A 17040-nucleotide genomic window follows, 5' to 3' on the forward strand; every position below is an offset into this window, starting at 1 on the left:
TGGCCGTCTCTGGTCACCGCGCGCACAGCGAGAGAGCGCGTGAGACCCCGGATGTCGCTGCGCTCATCCGGGCTACGCGGGCGGTTGCTACTCGCTGGCGAGCCCGATCCTCAGGCGCCGGTTCTGGCGGCCCTTGTTGTCCACCTTGAGAATCCGGATCCGCCGCGCCCGCGCCGTCGAGACCAGGTGCGTGCCGCCGCACGCCTGGCGGTCGAGGCCGTCGATGTCGACGATGCGGATCAGGCCATTGGCCTGGCGCGGCGGGGCGACGGATTTGGCGCGGAACAGGCCGGCGGTGGCTTGCGCGGCGTCATAGTCCATGTCGAAGGCGCGCACCGGGCGGTCGTCGGCGATCGCGGCATTGACCGCGTCCTCCACCGCGCGCAATTGCTCCGGCGCGACCTTCGGCAGGTCGAAATCGACGCTGAACTCGTCCGTGTCGGTCATGCGCACGCCGGTCAGCAGCGCGCCGTCGAACAGCGTGTAGACGGCGCTGTTGACGAGATGCGCCACCGTGTGCTGCTCGCACATCCGCTGGCGGAAGGCGGCGTCGACGCGGAGCGTGACGGTCCCGGACGTCTCCAGGTCGTCGCCGAACAGGTGCCAGATGCCATCCGCCGTCGGCTCGAGCCCGGTGACGACGCGAACGATTCCGTTCCACGCGAGCGTGCCGCGGTCGGGCAGCTGCCCGCCGCCGCCGGGATAGAACGGCGAGTGCGCCAGCAGCACGGCGCCGGGGCGCGCGTCCAGCGCGGCGAGGTCGAGCGCGAGCACGTCGGGATGATCGACGGCGAAAGGGCGGGGCAGGGCATCGGTCATGCGAAACGGTTCGCTGTCATAGCTGTCGTAGCCCGGATGAGCGCAGCGACATCCGGGTTCACCGAGATAGCGCATGTGACCCCGCATGTCGCTTTCGCCTTCGCCCGAAGGGCTTCGGCGGACAAGTCGCTCATGTGGGCCACGGACTTTAAGCAGCGTCCCTCATCCACGCAACGCGCCGCGCCTCACCGGCACGCCGCGACCGTGAACCACGCCATGCCGAACGCGCCGTCGCCGAGGCGCAGGCAGACGGTGTCGCCGGGCTGCAGCCGCTCGTATAGCGGCTGCGCCACATGCGCGTCGGTGGCCGCCGCGAACGGACCCCACGCCTCCAGCGTCACCTGATGCGCCGCGAGCCGGCTGTGGCCGAGATGCTTGGCCAGTACGCGGCTGCGCAGCAGCGCCGGCGCCGAGCGGTCGAGCGCGGTGTTGAACTGGCCGAGCGCGCCGAAGGCATAGGCACCGACGAAGATTGCGGCGAGCAGCAGCCGCCAGCCGCGCCGGCGCAATTGCGTCTCGAACCTGATGGCGACGATCAGGAACACGACCGCGACCGCGATGGCGAATGCCGTCAGGGGCAGCCAGCGGACGAGGTTGATGTCCGACAGCGTGCGCGCGGCAAGCGTGCCGGCGGCCACGATGCAGCCGGTGCCGAGATTGGCGCCATAGCCCGTCCCCAGGCCGATGCGGAACCGGCCGGGAAAACGCAAGGTGAGGATCAGCGCAAGCAGCGGAAGGGCGGTGACGACCGCGATCAGCTGACCGGCCGGAAAGCTCGGAAACAGCGACCAGCCGGCCAGCGCGATCGCGGTGAGCGTGAAGCCGAGCGCGATGCGCCGGGCCTGCGCGCTGCCGCGGTCCCGGCCTCCGTCGGTGCCGGGCGTGTCTTGCTGCGGAGAGGGGCCGTTCATCAAGAGAGGTCCGTCCAAGGGTGACCCTCTTGATAGAGCAGGAGGGTTGATCGAATGCGAAGGCGCCGTCGATTTGACAGCGGCGCGCAGGGTTGCGACTGTCCGCCGCGAGACGCAAGATGCTCGTGTCAGGGAACGCCGGGACCGCCTCATGTCAACAGAGCATGTCGACGTGCTGATCGTCGGCGCCGGACTGTCCGGCATCGCCGCCGCCTATCATCTGCAGCACAAATGCCCGGGCAAGCGGTTCGCGATCCTGGAGGGGCGCGGCGCCATCGGCGGCACCTGGGATCTGTTCCGCTATCCCGGCATCCGCTCCGACAGCGACATGTACACGCTGGGCTATTCGTTCAAGCCGTGGACCGACCCGAAGGCGATCGCCGACGGGCCGCAGATCCTGAAATATGTCCGGGATACCGCGACGGAGAACGGCATCGACCGTCATATCCGCTTCAATCATCGCGTCATCAGGGCGTCCTGGTCGAGCAGCGAGGCGCGCTGGACGGTCGAGGCGGAGCGGCAGACCGGGCAGGGCGCGACCGAGAGGGTGCTCATCACCTGCGGTTTCCTGTTCATGTGCTCCGGCTACTACCGTTATGAGAGTGGCTATCTGCCCGACTTCAAGGGCATGGCCGACTTCAAGGGCCGCATCGTGCATCCGCAGGCGTGGCCTGGGGATCTCGACTATGCCGGCAAGCGCGTCGTCGTGATCGGCTCCGGCGCGACCGCGGTGACGCTGGTGCCGGCGATGGCCAGGACCGCCGCGCATGTCACGATGCTGCAGCGCTCGCCGACCTATGTGGTGTCGCGCCCGGCGCAGGACGCGCTCGCCAACAAGCTGCGCCGGCATCTGCCGGCGAGCCTCGCCTATCACCTGATCCGCTGGCGCAACGTGCTGTTCGGGATGTATTTCTTCCAGCTCAGCCGGCGCAAGCCGGAGCGGGTCAAGCAGCTGATCCTGAGCGGCGTGCGCGCCGCGCTCGGCGCCGACTACGACGTCGCCACCCATTTCACGCCGCGCTACAATCCCTGGGACCAGCGGCTGTGCCTGGTGCCGGACGGCGACCTGTTCAAGACCATCCGCGAGCAGCGCGCCTCGGTGGTGACCGGCGGGATCGAGACCTTCACCGAGCGCGGCCTGCGCCTGTCGGACGGCCGCGAGCTCGATGCCGACGTCGTCGTCACCGCGACCGGGCTCGTCCTGCAGGTGCTCGGCGGCGTCGAGGTCGTTGTCGACGGCCGCACGGTCGATTTCGCCAAGACGCTCAACTACAAGGGCATGATGTATTCGGACGTGCCGAACCTGGCGGCGACGCTCGGCTACACCAACGCGTCCTGGACGCTGAAATGCGACCTCACCTGCGAATATGTCTGCCGTCTCATCAACTACATGGACCGGCACGGCTACCGCCAATGCGTGCCGCACAATGACGACACCACGGTCACGCCGCTGCCGTCGCTGAACTTCAGCTCCGGCTATGTGCAGCGGTCGATTGCCGACATGCCGAAGCAGGGCTCGAAGCGGCCGTGGCGGCTGTACCAGAACTACGCGCTCGACATCGTCTCGCTGCGCTTCGGCAAGGTCGACGACGGCGTGATGCGGTATTCGTGAGCGGCGCCGCCGCCGGTCTCAGCCGTCATCTACTGCAGGGCCGGCCCGAGCGCCGGATTGCTGTCGATCGCGGTTGCGACCTGGGCCAGCAAGGCGTCGCATTCGGCGCGGATCTCCGCCTTCTTGCGGTTGATCGGTCCCCAATGCTTGCGGATGTGCCGCAGCGCGACCGCGGCGTATTCGACCGCGAAGGCGGGGCACTGCTTGCAGAGCCGCTGGAAGTCGAGCCCGTCGCCGGAGCCGAAATTCTCGAGATTGCCGGAGCTGCAATGCACGCCGACGCTGAAATCGGCGAGGAAACCCGACGGGCTGGCCTTGTACCTGGCGAAGATCTGCCCGAGCAGCGGGCTCGCGCGATTGGCGTCGAAGCTCATCTGGAACAGGCCGGCCTCGGCCGTATCCGCCGTCATGTTGTCGGCCGTCACGTCGCGCCCTTCGCAATAATGGCCGGAGCTCTCGCGCATGCCGAGCCCGAACATCAGCACGAAGAGATGCCGCAACGTCTCGGCGCCGTCGGCGGCGTTGCTCATGCCGGCCGCGGTGAAGATGTCGTTGTACCAGGCGAGGGCGTCGCGATTGACGTTGCCGGAGGATTTGCGCGCCATGTCCAGCGCGGCGGCGTCGCCGGATTTGAACTTGTGATAGACGCGGCCGAAGGTCAGCGCCATGCCCACGACGTAGCCCTTCGGCGCGGCGCCCCGGTCCCGCCAGTTGATGCGCGTGACCGGGCTGTTTGCGGCCATCTGTTTCAGCTCGTCGATCGAGCTCGGACCGGCCGCGCGAGCTGCGAGCATCTGAATGTCAGGCGCGTTTGCCGGAGGTGGTGACGGGGGAAGTGCGGGGCCCGGCGATGCATCGAGCGCCGCCCAGGTCTTTGGACCCGCGATCCCGTCCGGCACCATGTTGTGCTGGCGTTGGAATTCGCGCAGCGCGGCCTCGGTGCCGGCGCCGAAGATGCCGTCGATCTTCTCGATCCTGAGATCATTCTGCAATTGCCGGACGAGATCGCCACGGGCGCCTCGCCGCAAGGTCGGGCGCTTCTCCTCGTCGATCGACGGAATGATGATCGGCGCAGGAGCCGTGCCCGCGAGAATGGCGGCCACCTGTGACCGGAACTCGTTCATGTCGAATGTCGGATCATCCTTGCGGCCGGGAGGCAGCGCGTACTCCTTGTGGCCGCAGCACATCACGGGATCGGCGTTGATCTTCTTGAGGATCGCGGCGACCCCGCGGCGATAGGCGTCGAGCTGCACGGCAGGCCACGGATCATTGGCGGTGCCGGAGTTCTCGGCCTCGATGCCGATGAAGTTTTCATTGCCGTTGCGCAGGCCCTGCCACATGCCGACGCCGGCATGATTGCAGCGTCCGGCAGCGACGATGAAGTACGTTCCGTCGCGTCCAAGGCCGAGCTGCGCCAGTGGGCCCGCGAGATCGGGCCGGCCATTGGTGATAATGCCGAGGCTCGGCATCACGCCCTTGTCCGGCCCAGGGCCCGCCGTGTGATGGCAGATCACGCCCTTGACCGTGCCCATCTCGGCGCGGCCACGCGAGCGCCATCCCGGCTGCTCGGCAACCTTGAGGCCCGCATCTTCGAGAACTTCGGCAAGCCAGGTGAGCGAGAAGACCATCTCAGACTCCTCCGATCGCGGCGGGCAATTCCGCGTCGCTCGTCAGTTCGTCGAATTGGACCTCGAGATCGCATCCATCGACGTGATCTTCGTCGCCGTCATCGGGGTCGATGTCGGCCGCGACCTCGATCCTGATGCCGCCGATGGAGGGCGGCAGCTGGTCGTCCGAGGTGAACTCATCCTCGATGTGCTCGACGCCGCAAAGACAGCAGTCGGCATCATTCTCGTCGTGGAGATCCGCTGACGTGTCGGAGGTCATCGTGATGAGCCGCTCCCCGCAATGAATTGCAATATGGACCAGTCGCAATTGCAAAAAGCGTAGCGGGGCCGATCGGTCGGTCAATGTGCCAGAGGATATAGTGAGGATACAGGGCGGCAGGCGCGCAGCTCGTGCCGGGGGGAGTGCATATCCCGCAATCAGCCACGATCCACGATCGGCTGGCAGAGCCCGGCTGCTCCGGAGATCGGCTTCGAGGGATCACTGCCGCTCCGGGCCGGCTCCCTCACGCAGCGGCGCGCGGCTGAGCTCGTTGCCGGCGGCGATGGCTTTCTGCATCAGGCGGATCAACTCGCGGGCCTCGGTCCTGGTGAGACCGCGCACCATGAGCCGCTGCGCGGCCTCGACGGCTGGCGTGATCGCCTCGAGCGTGCGCCGGCCTTCCTCGGTGATCAGGAGCTCGCGTGACCTTCGGTCGCGCGCACTCGCGCGGCGGACGACCAGGTTCTTCTGCGCAAGCCGGTCGATCACCCCGGTGATGGTGGTGCGGTCGTAGGCGATCAGGCCGGCGAGGGTGATCTGGTCGATCGCCGGATTGGCCGCGATGGCCGCCAGCGCCGCATACTGCACCGGCGTCAGGTCGAAGCCTGCCGCCTCCACCTCTGCCAGGAACACCGCCACCGCGATCTGCTGAAACCGGCGCGCCAGATGGCCCGGCATGTCCCGCATTTCGGTCACCCTCGAATCTCCTCTCGCTTGCTTGACAAGCATACTGATGATCAGCATACTGATCAATAACGACGAGCGCGGGAGGGCGGTCACATGCAGTTTCATCTCAACGGCTTCCAGCCGGGCGATCCCGAGATCTTCGATTCAACCGAGCGGGTGGCGAGCTCCGGTGCGGCCGGCGCGCTGCCCCCGGAGGTCGACGTCCTCATCGTCGGCTGCGGCCCGGCCGGCCTCAACCTCGCCGCCCAGCTCTCGGCCTTTCCCGACATCAGGACCTGCATCGTCGAGCAGAAGCCCGGGCGGCTGCTGCTCGGCCAGGCCGACGGCATCGCTTGCCGCACCATGGAGATGTTCAACGCCTATGGCTTCGCCGAGAAGGTGCTGCGGGAGGCCTGCTGGATCAACGAGACCACGTTCTGGAAGCCCGATGACCGCGATACGGCGCGGATCGCGCGCAGCGGCCGCGTACAGGATGTCGAGGACGGCCTGTCGGAGATGCCGCATGTCGTGCTCAACCAGGCCCGCGTGCACGACTTCTTCCTCGATGTGATGCGCCGTTCGGCGAACAAGCTCGAGCCGCACTATTCGCGGCGGCTGCGCGACCTCACGATCGATACGACCGCCGCTGCCGGTGCGCACGGCGTGACCGTCAGCTTTGATCGCATCGATCAGGAGCATGAAGGCCAGGTCGAGACCATCAGAGCGCGCTACGTGGTCGGCTGCGACGGCGCCCGCAGCGTGGTGCGCAAGGCGATCGGCCGCGAGCTGCACGGCGATTCCGCCAACCACGCCTGGGGCGTGATGGACGTGCTCGCCGTGACCGATTTCCCCGACATCCGCTTCAAGTCGCTGATCCAATCGGCTCACGACGGCAGCCTGCTGGTGATCCCGCGCGAGGGCGGCTACCTGGTGCGGCTCTATGTCGAGCTCGCCAAGCTGGAGGTCGGCGAGCGCGTCGCCGGCCGCAACATCAGTGTCGAGGAGGTGATCGCCAAGGCCAAGCGGATCCTCGCGCCGTATACGCTCGAGGTGAAGGAGGTCGCGTGGTGGTCGGTCTATGAGATCGGCCAGCGCATCACCGACAAGTTCGACGACGTGCCGGAGGCGGAGGTCGCGACCCGCCTGCCGCGCGTATTCATCGCCGGCGACGCCTGCCACACCCACAGCCCGAAGGCAGGGCAGGGCATGAACGTCTCGATGCAGGACACGTTCAATCTCGGCTGGAAGCTCGCTGCGGTCCTGGGCGGACGCTGTCCGCCGGAGCTTTTGCACAGCTACTCGGCCGAGCGCCAGGCAATCGCGCAGGAGCTGATCGATTTCGACCGCGAATGGTCGGGGATCCTCGCGTCCGCCGCCAAGCAGGGCGGCGCGGATGCCGCCAGGACGCAGGATTATTTCGTCCGGCATGGCCGCTACACCGCGGGCACGGCGACGCAGTATCGGCCCTCGCTGCTGACCGGTGACGACACCTTCCAGCCGCTCGCCACCGGACTCGTCATCGGCAAGCGCTTTCATTCCGCGCCGGTGATCCGTCTCGGCGACGCCAAGCCGGTGCAGCTCGGCCACGTCGTCCAGGCCGACGGCCGCTTCCGCCTGTTCGCCTTCGCCGGCGCCGAGGATCCCGCGGCCCCGGGCTCCGCCATCCGCCGCCTGTGCGAATTTCTCGGCGAGGATGCGGCCTCTCCCGTGCGCCGCTCGACGCCGGCCGGAGCCGACATCGATTCCGTGATCGACCTGCGCGCCGTGTTCCAGCAGGATCATCGCGCGCTCGCGCTCGAGAAGATGCCGGCGCTGCTGCTGCCGAGGAAGGGCCGCTACGGCCTGATCGACTATGAGAAGATGTTCTGTGCCGATCCGAGGAGCGGCCAGGACATCTACGCGCTGCGCGGCATCGATCGCGCGAGCGGCTGCCTCGTGATCGTGCGGCCGGATCAATATGTCGCCGACATCATGCCGCTGGACGACCACGGCCGGCTGGTTGCCTATTTCGACGGCTTCATGCTGAAGGCCGCCTGATCGTAAACGAATTGTCAATCGCAGCTCCGGATTTCCGGGGCTTGCGCTAGCCAGATCCCAATGTTTCGCCGCTACGGTGCTCGCTCCGGATGGACGATTGAGTGGGTGCCTCGAAATGTTGATGTTGGCGAACCGTCGTAAGAGCGAGCGTCGGCTGTGCAGGAGGATCGCGAAGATCCACTATGGCAATGGCAGCCTGCCGCGGGATTGTACGGTCACGGATATTTCCGATGGCGGCGTCAAGGTGGTCGCCGAGTTCGTCGAGATCCCGCCGCAGTTCACGATCGTGTTCGCGCCGGATCACCAGCGCAAGTGCCGGCTGGCCTGGCGCATCGGCTGCGAGTTCGGCGCCGAATTCATCGATTGAGGCGCGGCCGCGCCGCGCTTAACGGGACCTTAGGGTTAATCTGCCAGCGTGCCTGGCATCGGTCCCGAAGTAGTTCAGTTGCATGCGTTCACGGCCCTCCAGCTCTCGTCCCTTGTTGCGGCCGGCCGCGTTTGCGCTGTCCTTCACCGTGGTGCTGTTCGGCCTCGGGGCTTGCCAGACCACCGACCTCGGCGACATCACCGGCGCGCTCGGCGGCAAGTCCGAAAAGCCGGCCGCGGCCGCGTCCGACCCGCGTGCCGAGCTCGACCAGTTGCGCGAGCGCTTCCGCGCCACCCCGAACGATCCTGAGATTGCGGTGCGCTACGGCAGCGCATTGCGCGCCACCGGGCAGCGCTCGCAGGCGGTGGCGGTGCTGGAGCAGGCGACCATCGCCAATCCCGGCAACCGGGCGCTGCTGGCTGCCTACGGCCGCGCGCTCGCCGACAACGGCAATTTCCAGCAGGCCTTCGACGTGCTGAGCCGGGCGCATTCGCCGGAGGACCCCGACTGGCGCATCCTCTCGGCGCAGGGCGCCACGCTCGACCAGATGGGGCGCAACGAAGAGGCGCGGCAGTACTACATGACCGCGCTGAAGATCGCGCCGGACGACCCCTCCGTGCTGTCCAATCTCGGCCTGTCCTACGCGCTCTCCAACGAATTGCCGAAGGCCGAGGAGCAGCTGCGCAAGGCGGCCGCCAATCCCGACGCCAGCCCGCGCGTCCGCACCAATCTCGCCGTCATCGTTGGCCTGCAGGGCCGCATGAGCGAGGCCGAGAGCATTGCGCGAACAGGCCTGCCGCCCGAGCAGGCCAATGCCAACGTCGCCTATGTGAAGAAGATCCTGGTACGCCGGCAGATCGCCCAGCGCGAGCTGTCGCCGCGCCACGACCGGCCCGTCGCGGGGCAGCCGGACAAGGCGCTGGCGAAGGCGCTGAGCCGGTCCGACGACTGAGCGCTATTTGGCGCCGAGCAGCTTGGCGATCGGCGCCAGCAGCGAGCCGCGCTGCGGCCGCGGCTCGACCCGTCCGGTCAGCCGGTTCGCGATCTCCTTGAACAGCTTCGGCGTGCGGCTGAGGGCGGCGATCTCGGCGATCATCTGGCCGTTGTTGGCGGCGGTGCCGAACAGCTTGCAGTCGAACGGGATCACCGCGACCGGTTCGGCCTCCACCGTCTTGGCGAAGCGCTTGAGGTCGATCTCCGGCCGCTTGGGCATGCCGACCTGGTTGAGGCAGTACAGCGGCGGCCGGTCGTTCGGCCGCGACGCCTTGAGCACGGAGAGCAGGTTCTTGGCGTTGCGCAGGTTGGCGAGATCGGGCTCGGCGACGACCAGGATGTCGTCGGCGTTGATCAGCGCATGCCGCGTCCAGGCCGACCATTGGTGCGGTACGTCGAGCACGATGCATTGCTGCGTCAGCCGCAGCGTATCGAAGATCGCGTCGAACGCCTCCGCGCCGAAATCATAGACGCGGTCGAGCGTCGCCGGCGCGGCCAGCAGGTTGAGATGTTCGGTGCATTTGGCGAGCAGGCGCTCCATCAGCGCGGTATCCGGCCGATCCGGCTGGAAGATCGCGTTGGCGATGCCTTGCAGGGGATCCTGGTTGTAGTCGAGGCCGGCGGTGCCGAACGCCATGTCGAGATCGATCACCACGGAGTCCAGCGTCAGGTCGCGCGCCATGCTCCAGGCGACGTTGTGCGCCACCGTCGACGCGCCGACGCCGCCCTTGGCGCCGACCACGGCGATGATGCGGCCGGTGATGACCGCCTCGGAGGCCGAGAACAGGCTGCAGATCGAGCGGATCACGTCGATGGTCTCGACCGGGCCGATGACGTAGTCGTTGACGCCGCGGCGCACCAGCTCGCGATAGGCGACGCCGTCGCTCATGCTGCCGATCAGCACCACGCGGGTGCCGGGATCGCAGACGCTGGCGAGATCGTCGAGGCCGCCGATGATGTCGCCGCCCGGCTTGGTCTCGATCACGATGACGTTGGGCGTCGGCTGCGAGTGATAGGTCTCGATGGCGCGCGCCATGCCGCCCGCCTTGATCGTGATGTGCGCCTTGCCGAGCCTTCGGTCCTGGCTCGCCGCGAGCACCGCGGACGAGGTCTGGTCGGTCTCGGTGAACGCCTGCACCGAGACGCGGGGGACCGGCGCGATGTGGTCGTCGAGCACCGGGCCGCCCGGCGCCGGCTGCTCATCCTGGCTGTGAGGGGACGCGTTGATCATTTGCCTGTATCGCTGAGCTTGGCCTTCTCGGTCTCCGGATAGGTCACCGCCGTCGATTCGCCCTTGCGGTACTTCTCGAACAGCGCGGAGCGGCGCGGCGTGTAGGCCGCGGTCTCGGAGCGCGGCTGCTCGAGATCGGCCGGATTGTCGATCATGGCGGCGAGATTGCGCTGCGTGGCGCAGCCGAAGTTCTGATAGTGCTGGTTGCTGCTGTAGCCGGGATTGTTGATGTTCGGCCCGAGATCGTCCGGCCACAGCCCGCAGGGACCGGCGACGGCGGCGATCTTCGGATAGCTCAGCCGGATGACGGCGAGCTGGCGCGGATCATCGGGCATCGTGTGGCGCATCGTGATCGCGCGCGACGGCACGCCGCCTTCGGTCAGCATGGCATGGATCTCGCGATAGGCGTCGGCCGCGGCGCGCGCATTCGGCGTCCCCTCCGGCACATCGGCGACAATGGCGCCGGTGCCTTCGCGCTGCCAGGAGCGCGCCAGGCCCGCGACATCGGCGCGCTGCGGCCCGGTCAGGCCGCCGCGTCCGCTGCCGATGAACACGACGATCGACTGCCGACCTTCCTCGATCGCGATCGGATGCCGGATCTTGTAGTCATCCGGGATGGTCGCCACGACCTCGCCGCTGGTGGAGTTGCAGGCGCCGAGCGTCAGCGCCAGCCCCGCCAGCGCGCCGAGGCGAGCCGCTGCGCGCCGCCTGTCTGCAGATGATCCCGTCATGATCCGATCCCCCGTGCCCCTGATCCCGCCGTCTCAGTCGATGATGAAGCCGAAGCCGGCCGGCTGCCCGGTCACGGCGTCGACCTTGGCGGCGACGCCGTAGAGCCGGTTCATGCGGCCGAGCAGCGCCGACTCCGAGTCAGTCGCCGGCGCGAAGCCGTCATCCGGCCGCGACAGCTCCTTCTGCGCGACGGCGCGCACCACATAGGGCGTCACCAGCACCATCAGCTCGGTCTCGTTGTTGACGTAGTCCTGGCTGCGGAACAGCTGGCCGAGCACCGGCAGCTGATTGAGCCCGGGCAGGCCGTTGATCGCCTGCTTGGTCTGGTTCTGGATCAGCCCGGCCATGGCCATCGAGCCGCCGGAGGGAATCTCCAGCGTGGTCTCGGCCCGCCGCGTGCGGATCGCGGGGATCGTGACCGAGGAGTTCTGGCCGGCGCTGAGCGCGTAGGACACGGTGATCGCGTTGTCGTTCGACAGCTCCGACACCTCGGTCATCACGCGCAGGCTGATGCGGCCCTCGCTGAGCACGACCGGGGTGAAATTCAGCGAGATGCCGAACTTCTTGAACTGGACCGAGGTGTTGCAGAGTCCCGTCTTGGGATCGCAGGCATAGCCGCCGGGGATCGGAAACTCGCCGCCGGCGATGAAGGTCGCCGACTCGCCCGAGATCGCGGTCAGGTTCGGCTCGGCCAGCGTCTTGACGACGCCCGCCGTCTCCATCGCCCGCATCGTCGCCGACACCGACGACAGGCCGCCGCCGGTGATGTTCATGCCGTTGCCGGCGACCAGCGACTTGCCATAGGCCGTGAACGGATTGCTGTTGTTGAAGTTCACCACCGCGGTGCCGTAGGTCATGCTGGCGCTGAGATCGATGCCGAGCTGCTTGACGATCTCGCGCCGGACCTCGGAGACGTTGACCTTCAGCATCACCTGGTCGCGGCCGCGCACGACGATGGAGTTGACGACCTTGTCGGCACCACCGACCAGGCGCGCGGCGATCTCGCCGGCCTGCTGCGCCTCGACCGGGCTCGACACCGAGCCGGTCAGGATCACGCCGTCGCCGACGCCGTCGATCTTGACGCCGGGAATGCTCTGGCTGAGCGCCTGGCGCACGCCGTTGAGATCGCGCTTGATGGCGATGTCATAGGCCGCGACCTGCTGGCCCTCGCCGTCGAAGAACACCACGTTGGTCTGGCCGACCGCCGCGCCGATGATGTAGGCGCGCCGCGCCGATCGCACCACCGCGTTGGCGATCTTCGGATCGGCCACCAGCACGTCCTTGACCTCCTGCGGGAAGTCGACCACGACCGATTTGCCGATGCCGAGCGAGAGATAGTGCACCTTCGACGAGCCGACCGACACCGTCGGCGCATCCCTGTCCTCGGCCGCCTTCACCGGCGCCAGCGCCGGATTCAGCGCCAGGGCGACGGCCGCCGATAGGGAGAGCGCGCGCACCAGCCACGCTCCCATGTTCTTGCGTTGATCCCCACCCATCATCGTCCCCGTCCTTCTCATCACTTCTGCGCCGTGAGCGAGCTCGTGATCCCGTAGCGAATGATCTCGATGGCGTTGCCCCGCCGCGCCATCTGCTGCTGCTCGGTCTCGGCCTTGCCGGTGTCGGGCGCATTGATGTCGGCGATGCTGCGCAGCGCCAGCGCCAGGCTGCCGGCTTGTCGCGCCCGCGCCAGCGTCTCGGCCTGCTCGGGCTTGAGCTCGAGCGTCACCGTCTTGCCGAGCACCGCGTTCTGGCCTTCCTTCTCCTTCGGCGCCTGGTCGATCGCCAGCACGCGCACGTTGGAGAGAATGATCTCGGAGCTGACGGTGTCGGCGGCACCCGGCTTGTCCGGATTCTTGTCGCGCTTCGACAGGATCACGTCGACGCGGTCGTTCGGCAGGATGAAGCCGCCGGCGCCGGTCTCCGCCGAAATCTCGGTGGAGATGGCGCGCATGCCCGCGGGCAGGATCGCCGCCATGAAGCCGGAGCCGTCCGACTTGACCAGCTTCTGCTCGCGGATCGGCTCGCCGATCACGAACGGCGCGCGCGCGATCGAGCCGACCAGCTGATTGGCGGCGTCGGGCCGGTCGCCGCGGCGAATGAAGATGTTGCTCGCGGCCTCCGGCCAGGTCTGCCAGATCAGGTCGCCCGGCTTGATCGCCTGTCCGAGGCCGATATCGGCCTTCGCCACCAGCACCTCGACGGTCGGCAGCTGCACGACGGGCGCGACCGGCGCCGGCTGCTGGCTCTCGGAACTGCTGACCAGGTAGGCCGCAACGCCACCGGCGCCGAGAGCGATGGTTAACACCACGATGCGTGCGGTCATCATCAGCGGAACTACTTTCTACTCATCCATCGGGAACTACACGCAGGCCTGCGGTCGGCGGTTCTCCCTGACTAACGACTAAGCGCCAATGGTATAAGCAGACTTGAACGCCGCGCTCCGCGATCTCCGGCCCAAGCGGTGATTGCGCAAGTGGTGAACAGGTTGTTAGCGTGCGAATCTTGAAACGCCGCGAATGTGTTAGCTATTTGCGCGAAGCCCGCTTGCGCGCGGCGGTTGGTGCAGGCGCGTTCGAATCGCGCGGCGAGTTGCGCCGCTGCATCAGGCGAAAATCGTTAAGCTGAATCCTTTGCTAAGCGCGTCATGCGGATAGGATTATGCGTGAGAGTCGCATCTGCAGCGCCGCACGCGGTGCCAGCCCCCTCATGGTGGCGAGGCGCACGCGCCGTCTCGAACCATGCGGCCCGGGCAGGGGCCTCGCCCTTCGAGACGCCCGCCTGCGGCGGGCTCCTCAGGGTGAGGAGCAGAGGTGGTGCATCCCTTTAGCCCGGCAGCGCCGCACGCGGTGCCAGCCCCTCATGGTGAGCAGGCGCGCACGCGCCGTCTCGAACCATGCGGCCCAGGCAGGGAGGGGCCTCGCCCTTCGAGACGCCCGCCTGTGGCGGGCTCCTCAGGGTGAGGAGCAGAGGTGCTGCAGCTCCCTTTAGCCCGGCAGCGCCGCACGCGGCGCCAGCCCCTCATGGTGAGGAGGCGCGCATGCGCCGTCTCGAACCATGCGGCCCGGGCCGGGGCCTCGCCCTTCGAGACGCCCGCCGGCGGCGGGCTCCTCAGGGTGAGGAGCGAAGGAGGAGCGAAGAGCGACCTTCCAGGAGCAGGCTTGGCTTCACGTCGAGCGGTCTGGCCGAGCTGCAGCCGTTGATTGCGTGTCTGTCAGCTACCCGTAATCAGACGGGTCAGCATCTTCAGAAAGCGGAAACCGGTTCGCCCTACGATTCCGTTGGGCGGGATTCCATCTCGGGATTCAGGGTTCCTTAGGAATTTGCGCGCACGGTCCGCCCATGACGGCTGATGTCTCACGTGATTTAGTTCGCGCAAGAATACACGCAGAGATTGTGTTGAGCGCGATGAGCCGCGGCGGGGGCCGGGCGATCAGCCATGGGGATTCGAGAGGGACGAGGGGAGACGTGCAATGTCAGTTGCCCGATTCCTGAAGCAGCGCGCGGTGAGGATCCAGACGTCGGGCTCCTACACGCTGCCGAACTGGTATGACCCGGAAGGCAAGCTGCGCTCCTTCGCCTGCCGCACGACGCGGGTGTCGCCGTTTCGCGCGCTGCTCGACGTGCCCGTGGTCGGCAAGGTCGGCGACCGGCTGACCTCGTATTTCCGCGACTTCGGCAAGTTCGAAGGCGAGATCAGCGACACAGTGCATGGCGGCTTCCTGCTCGAATTGGAGATGACGCGCGCCGAGCGCGCCAAGCTCGCCGAGAAGCTGGTCTGGCTGGAGAAGAAGCAGAAGGATCCGACGATCCGCGATTCCCGCCGCGAAGCGCGCTTCGTGCCGAGCTCGGCGCACTCCGCGCTGACGCTGGCGGATGGCAGCATCATTCCGTGCTTCGTGATCGACGCGTCGATGTCGGGGGCCGCGGTGTCGGCGGAGATCCAGCCGGAGATCGGCACGCCGCTCGCCGTCGGCAGTTGCGTCGGCCGCGTCGTCCGGCACTTTCCCGACGGATTCGCCGTCAAGTTCGTCGACACCCTGTCGGCGACCACCGAGCTCGAGAAGCGCGTCATCACGCCGCCGACCCGGCCGACCCGGCAGAAGCTCGTCGCGCACGCCGATGATGGCCGGACCGAGGCGCCGGAGGACTTCTTCATGGTCTGACCGCGGCGGCTTGAAGTCGCCGGCAGCCGCGGCCGCGGGCCATGCGCGGTTTCGCGTATTGGGCGAGCGGATGAATCATTGCATGGAACTGGCAGGCCCGTCGCACGGTTAACGCGGTGTTAAGCGACATCGTGAACCCTCATCTGCGCCGGGTTCGCTTGTCCAGCAGGAGCCAGTCCCATGGAGGCCCAGAAGACCGCCGTCGATGCCATCGTCGTCCTGACCGGTTGCGATCGCGACGCCGCGGCCGCCACCGTCAGGCGCATGTATCTCGCCGGTGTCCGCGATCCCAAACGGCTCACCTTCAAGGGACTGCAGGAGCTGGCGCGCGGCTGACATTGCGGTTCCCTCTGTTGCCCCTTGGGCACGGTGGGACCGCATCGACTCAGCTTTTTGCTGACAACCCCCAGGCGAGGGGATGCAGCCGGCCGCACATGCGGTTATTGTAAGGCCTTGCGGCCTGTATCAGATCACCGTCGTCGAGATCATCCACCGGGGCGACACGGTTCTGCGCGAGCACTCTGAGCGGCCGGATCATGGGGATCGGGTATGCTGAGACAGCTTTTCGCGCCACAGCTCATTGGCCTCTACGTGCTGATCGGGGCCACCATCTACGTCCACTTCCGCGGCAAGCAGCGGCTGCGCTTCGCCCGCCAGCTCGGCGATCACTCCACCTATCTCGCGCCCTACAATGTGCTGATGTATGCCGGCTCGGCGGTGCCCAACACGCCGGTGATCCCGGTCGAGCAGTTTCCCGAGCTCTCGAAGCTGACCGACAACTGGCAGACCATCCGCGAGGAGGCGGTGCGCCTGTTCGACGAGGGCTTCATCCGCGCCGCCGCCGCCAACAACGACTGGGGCTTCTATTCCTTCTTCAAGAGCGGCTGGAAGCGCTTCTATCTGAAATGGTACGACGACTTCCTGCCGTCGGCGCGCACGCTGTGCCCGAAGACGGTGGAGCTGTTGGATTCGATCCCGAACGTCCATGGCGCGATGTTCGCGATGCTGCCGCCCGGCGGCAAGCTCGGCGCCCACCGCGATCCCTTCGCCGGCTCGCTGCGCTATCATCTCGGCCTCGTCACCCCGAACTCCGACAAGTGCCGCATCCTGGTCGACGGCGTGCCCTGCGTCTGGCGCGATGGCGAGGCCTTCATGTTCGACGAGACCTTCATCCACAGCGCCGAGAATGCGACCGACGTCAACCGCATCATCCTGTTCTGCGACGTCGAGCGCCCGATGAAGCTCGGAGTCATGACCGCCATCAACCGCTGGGTCAGCCACCACATCGTCAAGGCCTCGGCGACGCAGAACGTGGAGGGCGAGCATGTCGGCGTGCTGAACAAGGTGTTCGGCAAGCTGTACGAGTTTCACCTGGCCACCCGCAGGGTGAAGGCCTGGAACCGCACCGTGTACTACGCGGCGAAGTACACGCTGACGGTCGCCATCGTCGGCGCAATCGTGGTGTCGGCGTTCCGGTGAGGTACGGAGTAGGGCGGATTAGCGCAGCGTAATCCGCCGCTCTTGGTCGCAAAATGCGGATTCTGATCCGACCTCCGCTCGCTGAGCTGTTGCGACGAGCCAGCCTGTCAATGAGTTACTCCGTCATGCCCGGGCTTGTTCCA

16 protein-coding genes are annotated in these 17040 nt (G+C 67.2%); 7 read left to right on the top strand and 9 right to left on the bottom strand.

Annotated elements, in window-relative coordinates:
- Positions 1 to 87: 87 nt before the first annotated feature.
- Together BRAS3809_RS13460 and BRAS3809_RS13465 are read right to left on the bottom strand one after the other, a co-directional pair.
- On the bottom strand, positions 88 to 819 hold the full coding sequence (locus BRAS3809_RS13460; protein ID WP_008962647.1) for an alanyl-tRNA editing protein: 732 nt from the start codon (positions 817 to 819) through the stop codon (positions 88 to 90).
- 185 nt (positions 820 to 1004) lie between these two features.
- Positions 1005 to 1730: a hypothetical protein gene (locus tag BRAS3809_RS13465; protein ID WP_008962648.1), complete on the bottom strand. Its 726-nt coding sequence runs from the start codon at positions 1728 to 1730 to the stop codon at positions 1005 to 1007.
- On the opposite strand from BRAS3809_RS13465, the gene BRAS3809_RS13470 reads away from it, so the two are divergent.
- Positions 1651 to 3342 (top strand): flavin-containing monooxygenase, encoded by a 1692-nt coding sequence (locus tag BRAS3809_RS13470; protein ID WP_283805762.1) that lies wholly within the window; start codon positions 1651 to 1653, stop codon positions 3340 to 3342. The two genes, BRAS3809_RS13465 and BRAS3809_RS13470, sit on opposite strands and share 80 nt — an antisense overlap.
- Positions 3343 to 3371: 29 nt before the next feature.
- Here BRAS3809_RS13470 and BRAS3809_RS13475 read toward each other — a convergent pair whose 3' ends face one another.
- The 3 genes from BRAS3809_RS13475 to BRAS3809_RS13485 all read right to left on the bottom strand — a co-directional run bounded on the left by BRAS3809_RS13475 (position 3372) and on the right by BRAS3809_RS13485 (position 5907).
- Complete coding sequence (locus tag BRAS3809_RS13475) at positions 3372 to 4970, bottom strand: peptidoglycan recognition protein family protein (protein WP_008962650.1); 1599 nt, start codon at positions 4968 to 4970, stop codon at positions 3372 to 3374.
- A 1-nt stretch (position 4971) separates the two neighbouring features.
- The gene (locus BRAS3809_RS13480; protein WP_240535669.1) at positions 4972 to 5313 is read right to left on the bottom strand and encodes a hypothetical protein; all 342 of its coding nucleotides are present in this window, start codon (positions 5311 to 5313) and stop codon (positions 4972 to 4974) included.
- 135 nt (positions 5314 to 5448) lie between these two features.
- Positions 5449 to 5907, bottom strand: a complete 459-nt coding sequence (locus BRAS3809_RS13485) for a MarR family winged helix-turn-helix transcriptional regulator (protein WP_008962652.1) — start codon at positions 5905 to 5907, stop codon at positions 5449 to 5451.
- Positions 5908 to 6009: 102 nt separating this feature from the next.
- Between BRAS3809_RS13485 and BRAS3809_RS13490 the strand changes: the two genes are divergently transcribed.
- From BRAS3809_RS13490 to BRAS3809_RS13500, 3 genes are all read left to right on the top strand, one after another.
- Positions 6010 to 7932: an FAD-binding monooxygenase gene (locus BRAS3809_RS13490; RefSeq protein ID WP_008962653.1), complete on the top strand. Its 1923-nt coding sequence runs from the start codon at positions 6010 to 6012 to the stop codon at positions 7930 to 7932.
- Between the two features lie 121 nt (positions 7933 to 8053).
- Positions 8054 to 8299 carry a PilZ domain-containing protein gene (locus tag BRAS3809_RS13495; RefSeq protein WP_035640658.1) on the top strand — a complete coding sequence of 82 codons (246 nt, stop codon included), beginning with the start codon at positions 8054 to 8056 and terminating at the stop codon, positions 8297 to 8299.
- A gap of 82 nt (positions 8300 to 8381) precedes the next feature.
- Entirely contained in the window at positions 8382 to 9251 is an 870-nt protein-coding gene (locus BRAS3809_RS13500) for a tetratricopeptide repeat protein (protein ID WP_008962655.1), read from the top strand.
- A 3-nt stretch (positions 9252 to 9254) separates the two neighbouring features.
- Here the strand turns inward: BRAS3809_RS13500 and BRAS3809_RS13505 are convergent, their stop codons facing one another.
- The 4 genes from BRAS3809_RS13505 to cpaB are packed head-to-tail and all read right to left on the bottom strand — an operon-like array spanning position 9255 to position 13581.
- Positions 9255 to 10523: a CpaE/TadZ family protein gene (locus tag BRAS3809_RS13505; RefSeq protein WP_008962656.1), complete on the bottom strand. Its 1269-nt coding sequence runs from the start codon at positions 10521 to 10523 to the stop codon at positions 9255 to 9257.
- Positions 10520 to 11254 (bottom strand): CpaD family pilus assembly protein, encoded by a 735-nt coding sequence (locus BRAS3809_RS13510; protein WP_008962657.1) that lies wholly within the window; start codon positions 11252 to 11254, stop codon positions 10520 to 10522. Before BRAS3809_RS13510 ends, BRAS3809_RS13505 begins: the two co-directional genes overlap by 4 nt.
- Positions 11255 to 11287: 33 nt before the next feature.
- Entirely contained in the window at positions 11288 to 12754 is a 1467-nt protein-coding gene (locus tag BRAS3809_RS13515) for a type II and III secretion system protein family protein (RefSeq protein ID WP_035656257.1), read from the bottom strand.
- A 17-nt stretch (positions 12755 to 12771) separates the two neighbouring features.
- Positions 12772 to 13581: a Flp pilus assembly protein CpaB gene (gene cpaB, locus BRAS3809_RS13520; RefSeq protein ID WP_008962659.1), complete on the bottom strand. Its 810-nt coding sequence runs from the start codon at positions 13579 to 13581 to the stop codon at positions 12772 to 12774.
- A gap of 1144 nt (positions 13582 to 14725) precedes the next feature.
- Between cpaB and BRAS3809_RS13525 the strand changes: the two genes are divergently transcribed.
- From BRAS3809_RS13525 to BRAS3809_RS13530, 3 genes are all read left to right on the top strand, one after another.
- Positions 14726 to 15418: a PilZ domain-containing protein gene (locus BRAS3809_RS13525; RefSeq protein WP_008962660.1), complete on the top strand. Its 693-nt coding sequence runs from the start codon at positions 14726 to 14728 to the stop codon at positions 15416 to 15418.
- A 180-nt stretch (positions 15419 to 15598) separates the two neighbouring features.
- Positions 15599 to 15754, top strand: a complete 156-nt coding sequence (locus BRAS3809_RS36575; RefSeq protein ID WP_008962661.1) for a hypothetical protein — start codon at positions 15599 to 15601, stop codon at positions 15752 to 15754.
- 213 nt (positions 15755 to 15967) lie between these two features.
- Positions 15968 to 16897, top strand: coding sequence for an aspartyl/asparaginyl beta-hydroxylase domain-containing protein (locus BRAS3809_RS13530; RefSeq protein WP_008962662.1), 930 nt, complete (start codon positions 15968 to 15970; stop codon positions 16895 to 16897).
- The last annotated feature ends 143 nt before the right edge of the window (positions 16898 to 17040 follow it).

The sequence above is a fragment of the Bradyrhizobium sp. STM 3809 genome (assembly GCF_000239795.1).
Taxonomy (GTDB): Bacteria; Pseudomonadota; Alphaproteobacteria; order Rhizobiales; family Xanthobacteraceae; genus Bradyrhizobium.